Annotated in this window: 7 protein-coding genes; 3 read left to right on the plus strand and 4 right to left on the minus strand. The window is 71.8% G+C overall.

Going from position 1 to position 11,341, the window contains the following annotated elements; all coding sequences use genetic code 11:
• Positions 1-46 precede the first annotated feature (46 nt).
• On the minus strand, positions 47-2,401 hold the full coding sequence (locus tag ACFWRO_RS32305) for a glycoside hydrolase family 31 protein (protein ID WP_384516670.1): 2,355 nt from the start codon (positions 2,399-2,401) through the stop codon (positions 47-49).
• A gap of 217 nt (positions 2,402-2,618) precedes the next feature.
• On the opposite strand from ACFWRO_RS32305, the gene ACFWRO_RS32310 reads away from it, so the two are divergent.
• Positions 2,619-4,589 (plus strand): acetoacetate--CoA ligase, encoded by a 1,971-nt coding sequence (locus ACFWRO_RS32310; RefSeq protein ID WP_384516673.1) that lies wholly within the window; start codon positions 2,619-2,621, stop codon positions 4,587-4,589.
• A 373-nt stretch (positions 4,590-4,962) separates the two neighbouring features.
• Here the strand turns inward: ACFWRO_RS32310 and ACFWRO_RS32315 are convergent, their stop codons facing one another.
• On the minus strand, positions 4,963-6,294 hold the full coding sequence (locus ACFWRO_RS32315) for an aminotransferase class I/II-fold pyridoxal phosphate-dependent enzyme (protein WP_384516676.1): 1,332 nt from the start codon (positions 6,292-6,294) through the stop codon (positions 4,963-4,965).
• A 47-nt stretch (positions 6,295-6,341) separates the two neighbouring features.
• Between ACFWRO_RS32315 and ACFWRO_RS32320 the strand changes: the two genes are divergently transcribed.
• Together ACFWRO_RS32320 and ACFWRO_RS32325 are read left to right on the plus strand one after the other, a co-directional pair.
• Positions 6,342-7,637: an MFS transporter gene (locus ACFWRO_RS32320; RefSeq protein ID WP_384516679.1), complete on the plus strand. Its 1,296-nt coding sequence runs from the start codon at positions 6,342-6,344 to the stop codon at positions 7,635-7,637.
• 22 nt (positions 7,638-7,659) lie between these two features.
• Entirely contained in the window at positions 7,660-8,556 is an 897-nt protein-coding gene (locus ACFWRO_RS32325; RefSeq protein ID WP_384516681.1) for a hypothetical protein, read from the plus strand.
• 82 nt (positions 8,557-8,638) lie between these two features.
• On the opposite strand, the gene ptsP is transcribed toward ACFWRO_RS32325, so the two are convergent.
• Together ptsP and ACFWRO_RS32335 are read right to left on the minus strand one after the other, a co-directional pair.
• A complete protein-coding gene (gene ptsP / locus ACFWRO_RS32330) occupies positions 8,639-10,309 on the minus strand; it encodes a phosphoenolpyruvate--protein phosphotransferase (RefSeq protein ID WP_384516684.1) in 1,671 nt (556 codons plus the stop codon).
• A gap of 81 nt (positions 10,310-10,390) precedes the next feature.
• Complete coding sequence (locus tag ACFWRO_RS32335) at positions 10,391-10,840, minus strand: PTS glucose transporter subunit IIA (RefSeq protein ID WP_384516687.1); 450 nt, start codon at positions 10,838-10,840, stop codon at positions 10,391-10,393.
• Positions 10,841-11,341 lie beyond the last annotated feature (501 nt).

Consider the following 11,341-nt stretch of genomic DNA (forward strand, 5'->3'; position numbering starts at 1 on the left):
GATGTCCAATATCCAATCTCCAATCTCCGATTCCCCACCGGCAGCCCTACCCCTCCACGCCCCGCACCCGCACCGGCAGCTCCACCTCGACCGCGCCCTCGTCCGTGACCCGTTCCACCACCACCCGCCCGTCCACAAGTCGCGACGCGTACCGCTCGATCTCGCCGGGCTCCCACCCGTCACCGGTGTCCCGTACGACGAGTCCGCCACCGGTCCGCCCGGCCGCCGGGGCCCACACCTCCAGTGCGAGCTCCCCGTCCTCGCCCCGGACCGGAATCACCGATCCCGCCCGCGCGAGCACCGGGATACGGGACCAGGGCGCGTCGAGCAGGATCTGACCGGGCCCGTCGTACGCCTGCCCCGTCGCCGTGTCGTACCAGCGGCCGCGTGGCAGCCGCACCGCCCGCCGGTCGGTGCCCCGGGCGAGCACCGGGGCCACGAGCAGCGCGTCGCCCACGAGGAACGCGTCGTCGCAGTCCCGCAGCGCCCGGTCCTCCGGCGCCCCCCACCACACGGGCCGGATGTACGGCGCCCCGGTCAGCCGCGCGAGTTGGGAGAGCGTGACGAAGTACGGTCGCATGCGCTCCCGTTCCGCGAGAGCCACGCGCGCGTGCTCCAGGACCTCGGGGCCGAACGCCCACGGCTCCCGGCGCCCGGCGTCGATCGCCGCGTGCGTGCGGAACAGCGGCATCCACGCCCCGAGCTGGTACCAGCGCAGGAACAGCTCGGGCGAGGGACTCCCGTCGAAGCCGCCCACGTCAGGACCCGAGTACGGCACCCCGCACAGCCCGAGCCCCAGGACCAGCGACAGGGACGCCCGGAGCCCCGGCCACCCGGTCGCCACATCGCCCGACCAGGTCCCCCCGTACCGCTGCATGCCCGCCCAACCCGAGCGGGAGAAGAGGAACGGCCGTTCGTCCGGCCGCAGCCGGCGCAGCCCCTCGTAGCCGGCCCGCGCCATCGCCAGCCCGTAGACGTTGTGGCCCTCGCGGTGGTCCCCGCCTCGCCCCTCAAGGGCGTGCCGGGCCGAGCGCGGCAGCGTCTGGTCGCCGAACGGGGAGAAGGAGACCGGCTCGTTCATGTCGTGCCACACCCCGGAGAAGCCCTGCGCGAGCCGCTCCTCGTACAGACCGCCCCACCACTCCCGTACCGCCGCGTCCGTGAAGTCCGGATAGGCGCACTCGCCCGGCCACACGACCCCGTGGACCTCGTTGCCCCGCGCGTCGCGGACGAAGGCCCCGGCCGCCGTCCCGGAGTCGTAGACGGCGTTCCCCGGCTCCGCCTTCACCGCCGGGTCGACGATCGACACCAGCCGTACGCCCTGCTCCCGCAGCTCGCCCGCGAGCCCCGGCAGATCGGGGAACGACTCGCGGTCCACCGTGAACACCTGGTGCGCGTCGTAGTGGTCGATGTCCAGGTGGAGCACGGACAGCGGGAGCCCCCGCTCGCGGTAGCCGGCCACCACGCGCCGTACCTCCCGCTCGCTGCCGAAGCCCCACCGCGCGTGCTGCGGACCAAGCGCCCAGGACGGCGGCAGCGCCGGCGCACCCGTCAGCGCCGCCCAGCCGTGGAGCACGCGCGCGGGAGTACCGACCACCACCCAGCAGCGCAGCGGCCCCCCGCTCATCCGGACCTCGCTCGTCCCCGGCCGGTCGTGCCCCGAACCGGCCCCCTCCTCACCTTCGGTGAGGGTGACCTGCCCGTCCCAGGTGCTGTCGTGGAACGCCAGATGGGTCCCCGCGTCGGCGACGACGAACTGCACGGGCATCGTGATGTACAGCGGATCGTCGCCGGGGGAGAAGCTCCCCTTGGGGTCGGTGTTCCACAGCCGGTACGTGCCGCCGCGCAGGCGCGGCCCCGAGGCCCGCCCGCCGAGCCCGAAGAACCGCGCGTCCGCCGGCACCTCGCTGCGCTGCACCCACCGCGCGGGACCGCCCGCCACCGGCTCCCACCAGCGCGGCGGCAGATCCCGGCGCAGGACCACCCCACCGGGTGTACGGATCTCCACCGCCCCGTGCCGCGATACGGCGACCGTCACCCGTTCGGAGACCACCCGCCAGCCGCCGTCGGTGTCCGGTTCGAGCCGGGCCCGCGGATCCGGCTCCGGAGCCTCACCGGCCGACGCGTACGACGGCAGCTGCTCGGCCCCGTCCCAGCCCCAGAACACCGTGCCTCCGGCCGACACACTGATCCGCAGCTCCGAGCGGGCGAACCTGACGATCCCGCCGCCCGGCAGCGGCTCCGCCTCGCCCACAGGACCGGGCACCCGCGCCCGCTCCTCACCCCTCGGCGGCAGCCCCCACGCGTCCGTCCTGCGCTGACGCCACGCCGAACGCACCGCCCGCAATCCCCGCACCGAACCGAACACCCTCACCGAACGCACCAGCTCACGACCGTCCATGCTGCTCAGCCTGCCATTGGGCATGGCCCCGGAGGGGTTCGTTCAACTGCCGTTCACCCGTGGTGAGAGCACATATTCAGCACCCCGACCATGGGCGGGGAACCCTGGTGCGAACGCCGCTCCCATGGCATCGTCCCTGTCAGCCGCGTCACGCGCACACCCCAGCACGTGCGCGGGACACACGCAGACCCCGCGTACGCCCAGGGAGCCACCCCACATGACATCAGCGCACACCGAACCGCTCTGGCAGCCGGACGATGCCCACATCGCCGCCGCCGCGGTCACCCGCTTCCAGGCCTGGGCCGCCGAACACCACGGAGCCCCGGCCGCAGGCGGCTACCCGGCCCTGCACCGCTGGTCGGTCGAGGACCTTGAGTCCTTCTGGCGGGCTGTCGCCGAGTGGTTCGACGTCCGCTTCTCCACCCCGTACGAGCGGGTCCTCGGCGACCGTTCGATGCCGGGCGCCCAGTGGTTCCCGGGAGCCACCCTCAACTACGCCGAGCACGCCCTGCGCGCCGCCATCGAGCGCCCCCATGACACGGCACTGCTCCATGTGGACGAAACACATGAGCCGCGCCCGGTCACCTGGGCCGAGCTGCGCCGCCAGGTCGGCTCCCTCGCCGCCGAACTCCGCGCCCTCGGCGTGCGCCCCGGCGACCGCGTGAGCGGCTACCTGCCCAACATCCCCGAGGCGGTCGTGGCCCTGCTCGCCACCGCCGCCGTCGGCGCCGTATGGACCTCCTGCGCGCCCGACTTCGGGGCCCGCAGCGTCCTCGACCGCTTCCAACAGGTCGAGCCGGTCGTCCTGTTCACCGTGGACGGCTACCGCTACGGCGGCAAGGAGCACGACCGCCGCGAGACGGTCGCCGAACTCCGCGCCGAACTCCCCACCCTCCGCGCCGTGGTCCACATCCCGGTCCTGGGCACGGAGCCCCCCGAGGGAGCGCTCGCCTGGTCGGCCCTCACGGCGGCCGACACGGAACCGACCTTCGAGCAGGTCCCGTTCGACCACCCCCTCTGGGTGCTGTACTCCTCCGGCACGACGGGCCTGCCCAAGGCCATCGTGCAGTCCCAGGGCGGCATCCTGATCGAGCACCTGAAGCAGCTCGGCCTGCACTGCGACCTGGGCCCCGAGGATGTGTTCTTCTGGTACACGTCCACGGGCTGGATGATGTGGAACTTCCTGGTCTCGGGTCTCCTCACGGGCACCACGGTCGTCCTCTACGACGGCAGCCCCGGCTACCCCGACACGGGCGCCCAGTGGCGCGTCGCCGAACGGACCGGGGCCACCCTGTACGGCACCTCCGCCGCGTACGTCATGGCCTGCGCCAAGGCGGACGTCCACCCCGGCCGGGACTTCGACCTCTCCGCGATCAACTGCGTCGCGACCACGGGCTCCCCGCTCCCGCCGGACGGCTTCCGATGGCTGCACGACGAAGTACGGGCGGACCTCTGGATCGCCTCGGTCAGCGGCGGCACGGACGTCTGCTCCTGCTTCGCAGGAGCCGTCCCCACCCTCCCCGTCCACATCGGCGAACTCCAGGCGGCCGGCCTCGGCACGGACCTCCAGTCCTGGGACCAGTCCGGCAAGCCGCTGATCGGCGAGGTCGGCGAACTGGTCGTCACCAACCCCATGCCGTCCATGCCGATCCGCTTCTGGAACGACCCCGACGGCAGCCGCTACCGCGACAGCTACTTCGAGATGTTCCCGGGCGTCTGGCGCCACGGCGACTGGATCACGATCACCGACCACGGCTCGGTCGTCATCCACGGCCGCTCCGACTCCACCCTGAACCGCCAGGGCGTCCGGATGGGCAGCGCGGACATCTACGAGGCCGTCGAACGCCTCCCGGAGATCCGCGAATCCCTCGTCATCGGCCTCGAAGAGCCGGACGGCGGCTACTGGATGCCGCTCTTCGTCCACCTCGCGGACGGCGCGACCCTGGACGAGGCGCTGATCGCCCGCATCAAGCAGACGATCCGCACCGAACTCTCCCCGCGCCACGTCCCCGACGAGATCATCGAGATCCCGGCAGTCCCGCACACCCTCACAGGCAAGCGCCTCGAAGTCCCAGTCAAGCGCCTCCTCCAGGGCACCCCCCTGACCAAGGCCGTAAACCCAGGCTCGGTAGACAACCTGGACCTCCTCCACTTCTACGAAGCCCTGTCCCACAACCGAAACAACTAACCCCCGCAGCCGCCGACGAAGGGCCGGGCTCCACACCCGGAGCCGGCCCTCCCACGCCGCGCCCCAAGGCCGCCGCAGAGGGAGCCTCCTGGAGTCCGTCTCGCCCTGGCCGCGCCCCACGACCGCCGACGAAGGGGCGGCTCCACCCCCGGAGCTCGGCCCTCCCACGCCCCAAGGCCGCCGCCCCCACCCGGAGCTCGGCTCGCCCACGCAGCGTCCCGGCCCCCGTGCCGGGAGCCGCACCGCACCCAGAGTCCGGCCCCAGCCCCCCACCCAACCCGCGGCGCGAAGCTGCCGCGTCGCGGGGGTTCGGGGGCGGCAGCCCCCGGTCTCGTCAGAGTTTCGGGAAGGGGCGGGGTGGGGGAGAAAACACCTACCCCCCGTACGTCGCCTGCGCCTCACCCAGCACATCCGCGAAGTCCGAGGCCAACCGCCCCGCCCCCACCACATCCAGCGTCGCCGTAGTGATCCGCACCGCCGTAGGCGAGGCGATCCGGAACCGCGCCCCCGCCGCCACCCACCATCCGCGCGTCCGCAGCCCGTTGACCATCGCCGACTCGTCCCGTACGGGCACCCACACATTGAGCCCGCTCGCGGAGCGGCCGCCCCCGCTCACCCCGACGCCGCACGCACCGAGCGCGTCGACGAGCGCAAAACGCCGCTCCGCGTACGCCGCCTCGCCCGCCGCCACAAGATCGGCGACCGCCGGGTCGGAGAACAGCCCGACGACCGTCTCCTGAAGGACGTGGCTGACCCAGCCGGACGTCATCAGCATCCGCCCGTCGTGCCGCGCGAGCGTCACCGGATCGCCGGTGACCCCGGCCCACCGCAGGTCGACGCCCAGCCGCTTCGAGACCGTCCGCACCTGCGCCCACCGTTCGAGCCCCGCCGCCGCCAGCGTGGGCACCACCGGACCCGCGAGCTCCACGTTGTAGTCGTCCTCGACGACCAGGACCTCCGGGAACCCCCGCAACAGCGCGGCCAGTTCGTCCCGCCGCCCGGGCGTGAACGACGCCCCCGTCGGGCTCTGGGCACGCGGACTGCACACCACCGCCCGCACCCCCGTACGCAGCGCGCCCCCCAACGCCTCCGGCGTCATCCCTTCACCGTCCACCGCCACCGGCACCATCCGCAGGCCCAAGGCCGGTACCAGGTCCAGGAGATGGTGGAACCCGGGGTCCTCCACCGCCACCGCGTCCCCCGGCCGCAGCTCCACGGAGAGCAGCCGCGCGACGCAGTCGAGCGCCCCGTGCGCGAACGTCACCCGCTCCGCCGGCACACCGTCCCGGGCGAACCACGCGCGCGTGAGCTCCTCCAGAGCGGCGAGCCGGGGCGCGGCGCGGTGTGAGCCGTACACCGGGCGGACCTCCGCCGGCGGCCGCAGGACGGGCAGGAAGGCGGGATCGGGAAGGCCGCTGGCCAGGTCCACAAGCCCCGGTGGCACGCGCGGCGGCCGCCGCGACGCGACTGACGGCGCCTCCGCCACCACCGTGCCGCCCCGGCCGCGCGTCACCACCAGACCGCGCCGCCGCAGCTCCTTGTACGCCGTCGCGACCGTGCCAGGGCTGATCCCCAACTCGTCCGCGAGCCGCCGCACCGGAGGCAGCGCGTCCCCCGGCGCGAGCTCGCCCTCGGTCACACCGCGCTCGACGGACGCGGCAATCCCCTTGGCCGTCGCCCCCTGGATCGAATAATGTATTGCCACGTACTGAATTCTGTATCAATACAAAACTCAGGTCAAGGGGGAACCGAGTGAGCCGCCCGACTCCGTGGCCCAGCACCGTCCTCAACCGCATACCCGGCGGCCGCGACGGCCGCCGCATGCTCGTCGTCAGCATCATCGACAAGACCGGCACCGGCCTCTGGGCCGGTTGCACCGTCCTCTACTTCACCTACGTCTCCGGTCTCGGCCTCGGCCAGGTCGGCCTCCTCATGACCGTCTCCGGCGGCGTCGGCATCGCCGGCGCCCCACTCGCCGGCCGCCTCGCCGACCGCTTCCCCCTCGTCAAGATCATCGTCGGCGCCCAACTCCTCCGCGGCGCAGCCCTCCTGCTCCTCCTGACCACCGACCACCTGCTCCTCCTCACGCTCTACTCCGCCCTCGGCGCCCTCCCCGACCGAGCCGGCAGCGTCCTCATCAAGCTCTACGCGGCCCGCATCGCCGGCCCCGACCGCGTCCGCTACCAGGCCATCCAGCGCACCACCGTCAACATCGGCTGGTCCATCGGCGGCCTCGGAGCCGCCGCCGCGCTCGCCACCGGCAGCACCCGCGCCTACGGCCTGCTCCTCATCGGTAACGTCGTCACCTACCTGGTCATCGCCGCGCTCACCCTCCGCTGCGCCGAACCCCCGGCCCCCTCCCGCACCGTCACCACCTCCACCTCCACCTCCACCGAAGCGGGCGACCCTACGCCCACCCCACCGACCTCCCCGTGGCGCGACCGCACCTTCCTCGGCTACACCGCCACCGACGCCGTCCTCTTCCTCGACGACACGATCCTCCAGGTCGCCGTCCCCCTCTGGATCGTCCACGCCACCACAGCCCCCGTCGGGCTCGCCCCGCTCCTGCTCGTCCTCAACACCGTCCTCGTCGTCCTCTTCCAGGTCCCCCTCGCCCGGTACGGAGCCACCACGAGAGCCGCCCGCCGACTCCTCGTCCCCCTCACCGCCCTCTTCCTCATCGGCACCCTCGCCCTCGCCGCCTCAGCCGCCGGCGGCACCGCCCTCGCCGTCACGGCCCTCGTCGTCGCCGTCATCGCGCTCACGTTCGCCGAGATCATCCACGCGACCGCCTCCTGGGAACTCTCCGTCGCCCTGGCCCCCGCCCACGCGCAGGGCGCCTACCTCGGAGTCCACGGACTCGCCCAGTCCACCCAGCGATTCGCCGGCCCCCTCCTCGTCACCGGCGTCATGTCCGCCGGCCCGCTCGCCTGGCCCCTGCTCGGCCTCGGCCTGGTCGCAGCGGGCGCCGCACAGCACCGACTGATCCGCGACCGCCTCACCAAGTCGTCACTGTCAGTGCCGAAGGTTACGGTGAGTGAGCACTGATCGACAGCGCCCAGGGGGAGACATGACACGACCAGGCACCACCACATCCATGCGCCGCGCCCTGCGCCGCGAAGTCCCCAGCACCGTCGGGCTCCTCGCCGACGAGGACGACTTCACCGCCATGCGCCGGTACGCCACCTTCGCCTTCGACGACCACCCCGCCTACCTCCAGCAGATCGAAGGACTCCTCAAGTCCCTCGCCACCCAAGGCGGCCACACCACCGTCGCCCTCTTCGACCCCGAGGAGTACGAAGAGTTCTGCGAGAAGACCGGACTCGACCCCGACCGCCCCGCCAGCCGCAGCCGCTACACCGCCGAACTGGCCGCCACCGGCGCCCTCGTCGCCTACACCGGCCAACCCATGACCACCCTCGTCCCCACCCTCATCGACACGGCCGTCCGCCACGCCACCTGGGAGTACGCCACGACACTCCTCTCCGGCGTCGGCGACTGCGCCACCTGCGGACAGGACATCGGCCGAGAAGCCTTCGCCCACGCCTCACGCCAGCTCACCCGGCTCCTCGAAGCCGCCGGCCCCGGCACCCACCACCTCGTCTGCAGCGTCCCCGCCGACGACGAACACCTCCTCGCCGTCCTCCAGGCGACCCGCGACGACAACGGCCCCGCCTACCTCGACCGCGACGAAGCAGCCGAGTTCGCCACCGTCCTCGCCGTCGGCATCGCCCTCGACAGCCCCGGGGGAGTCGTCCTGCGCACCACCACCCCAGGAACCCGCGACCGCCTCCACGGCTGGCGCCTCACCGCCGGAAACCTGCACCCGCTCAACGAGGCCGAAGTCTTCAGCGCCTACTGCACCGACGCCCGCACCGGAGAACCCATCGCCCCCGAACCAGGCGTCGACCACCGCGCCGGCTTCCCCCTCGCCCCCGACGAGGACGACTGGCCCACCCACCACTGACGGCCACCACACACGCCGAAGGGGCTCCCCGCCACACCAGTGACGGAGAGCCCCTCCAAAGACACCCACTAACGCACGGGGATCACTCCCCGGACAGCACCGCCTGCGCGGCGACCCGCGCCTCCTCGGCCGTGTCGGCAGCCCGAGCCGCGGCCGCGGCCCGCTCGCACTGCGCCAGCGTGTACTTCGCCAGCGTCGCCCGCACATAAGGAATGGACGCGGCACCCATCGACAGAGAGGTGACACCCAGACCCGTCAGCACACAGGCCAGCAGCGGATCCGAAGCGGCCTCACCACAGACACCACAGCTCTTGCCCTCGGCCTTGGCCGCATCCGCGGACATTGCCACCAGGTCGAGCAGCGCCGGCTGCCACGGATCCTGCAGCCGCGACACCGCACCGACCTGACGGTCGGCGGCGAAGGTGTACTGCGCCAGGTCGTTGGTGCCCAGCGACAGGAACTCCACCTCCTGCAGGATCGAACGAGCCCGCAGCGCGGCGGAGGGGATCTCCACCATCGCACCGAACTTGGCCTGCAGCCCCGCCTCACGGCACGCGTCCGCGAACGCCTTCGCGTCCGTACGGTCCGCCACCATCGGCGCCATGACTTCCAGGTACACCGGCAGACCCTCGACGGCCTTCGCCAGCGCGGTCAGCTGCGTCCGCAGCACCTCCGGGTGATCGAGCAGCGAACGCAGCCCCCGCACACCCAGAGCCGGGTTCGGCTCGTCCGCCGGCGTCAGGAAGTCGAGTGGCTTGTCCGCACCGGCATCCAGCACGCGTACGACCACACGACCCTCGGGGAAGGCCTCCAGCACCTTGCGGTACGCCTCGACCTGCTTCTCCTCGGTCGGAGCCTTCTTGCTGTCGTCCAGGAAGAGGAACTCCGTACGGAACAGACCGACACCCTCCGCACCGGCCTCCACCGCGGCCGGCACGTCCGCCGGGCCACCGACGTTGGCGAGCAGCGGCACCTTGTGCCCGTCCGACGTCGCACCCGGACCGCTGGACGCGGACAGCGCGGCCTTGCGCTCGGCGGCGGCCTTCGTGAGCTGCGCCTTCTTCTCGACGCTCGGGTCCACGAAGATCTCACCGGTGGAACCGTCCACCGCGATGACCGTGCCCTCGCCGATCTCACCCGCGCCCGGCAGCGCCACCACAGCGGGCACACCCAGCGCCCGCGCGAGGATCGCGCTGTGGCTGGTCGGCCCGCCCTCCTCGGTCACGAAGCCGAGCACCAGCGTCGGGTCGAGCAGCGCCGTGTCGGCGGGAGCCAGGTCCCGGGCGATCAGCACGTACGGCTCGTCACTGTCCGGCACACCCGGCATCGGCACCCCGAGCAGCCGCGCGACGATACGGTTCCGCACGTCGTCGAGGTCGGCCACGCGCCCGGCCATGTACTCACCCGCACCCGCGAGCAGCTCGCGGTAGTGGGAGAACGCGTCGTAGATACCGCGCTCGGCCGTGCTGCCGACCGCGATACGGCGGTCCACGTCAGCGATGAGCTCGGGGTCCTGGGCGATCATCGCCTGGGCCTCCAGCACGTGCTGGGCCTCGCCACCGGCCAGATTGCCGCGCGCAATCAGGTCGGCAGCCACAGCCTCCACGGCCTGACGGGCGCGCCCCTGTTCGCGCTCCGCCTCCTCGGCCGGAATCTGCTTGGCCGGCGGCTCGAGAACCGCTGTACCCATGTGCCGGACCTCGCCGATCGCCACTCCGTGGCTGACGCCGACGCCTCGCAGCGTTGTCTCCATCTCACCGTCTCCGATAGAGCGGCGGCATCCGGCCGCCGCGATGAATGTCGAACCGTGGTCGTCCCGAGGACGACGCCGGCGTCAGCTCCAGCCGAAGAGCGCGTCGCCGGACTTCACTTCGCCGTCCTCGACGACATCGGAGAGGGAGTCGGCCGTGGCCTCCAGGGCCACGACGGGACAGATGGGGGATTTGCCGGCGGCCTCGACGGCGGCCGGATTCCAGCGGACGACGGCCTGTCCCCGCTGCACGGTGTCGCCCTTGTTGACGAGCAGCTCGAAGCCCTCGCCATTGAGCTGAACGGTGTCGATGCCGAGGTGCGTCAGCACACCGTGACCCTCGCCGTCGACGACGACGAACGCGTGCGGGTGCAGAGAGACGATGACGCCGTCGACCGGAGACACGGCCTCCGACGCTTCACGTACGGGATCGATGGCGGTGCCGGGACCGACCATCGCGCCGGAGAAGACCGGGTCGGGTACAGCGGCGAGACCGATGGCGCGACCAGCAAGCGGCGACGTCACGGATGTCATGGGAAGCCTCCCAGGGGCGGAGATTGTGTGGCGCCGTCACTGCCTGTCCTGGACGGCGTACTGTTCAGAAGCCTAAGTCATAAGAAGTCCCGGTTCCGCACGAGACGTACCAGTTGGCGGACCTAGGGACTACCCCGAAACGATTTGCCTCAGCTGACGGTGGGATGTACTGTCGTACTCCTGCCTGACCCCAACGCGGCTTTGAGTCGTGGGTCGGCAGCACCTATCGAGCCAGATCCTAACCCCAGTGGTCTACACCTCTGCATGCCTGCGGAGGGGTGGTCAGGGGGACTGAAAAAGCCTGGTAGTGTTTGACCCCGCCGCAAGGGAAAGCGCGAAAAGCGAATTCCGAAATCGGCAGCCCGCTCCAGCGGGTGGCAGAAACGGGAAATCGGATCTGCTAAGCTGGAAACACGAAAGACCGAAGGGAAAAGCCCGGAGGAAAGCCCGAGAGGGTGAGTACGAAGGAAGCGTCCGTTCCTTGAGAACTCAACAGCGTGC

Origin of the sequence: Streptomyces sp. NPDC058579 (assembly GCF_042718575.1) — a bacterium.
Lineage (GTDB): Bacteria > Actinomycetota > Actinomycetes > Streptomycetales > Streptomycetaceae > Streptomyces.

Bases quoted from the DNA above. Each gene is read 5' to 3' on its own strand.
- ACFWRO_RS32335 (WP_384516687.1), bottom strand. From the start codon at position 10,840: ATGACATCCGTGACGTCGCCGCTTGCTGGTCGCGCCATCGGTCTCGCC.
- ptsP (WP_384516684.1), bottom strand. From the start codon at position 10,309: ATGGAGACAACGCTGCGAGGCGTCGGCGTCAGCCACGGAGTGGCGATC.
- ACFWRO_RS32310 (WP_384516673.1), top strand. From the start codon at position 2,619: ATGACATCAGCGCACACCGAACCGCTCTGGCAGCCGGACGATGCCCAC.
- ACFWRO_RS32305 (WP_384516670.1), bottom strand. From the start codon at position 2,401: ATGGACGGTCGTGAGCTGGTGCGTTCGGTGAGGGTGTTCGGTTCGGTG.
- ACFWRO_RS32325 (WP_384516681.1), top strand. From the start codon at position 7,660: ATGACACGACCAGGCACCACCACATCCATGCGCCGCGCCCTGCGCCGC.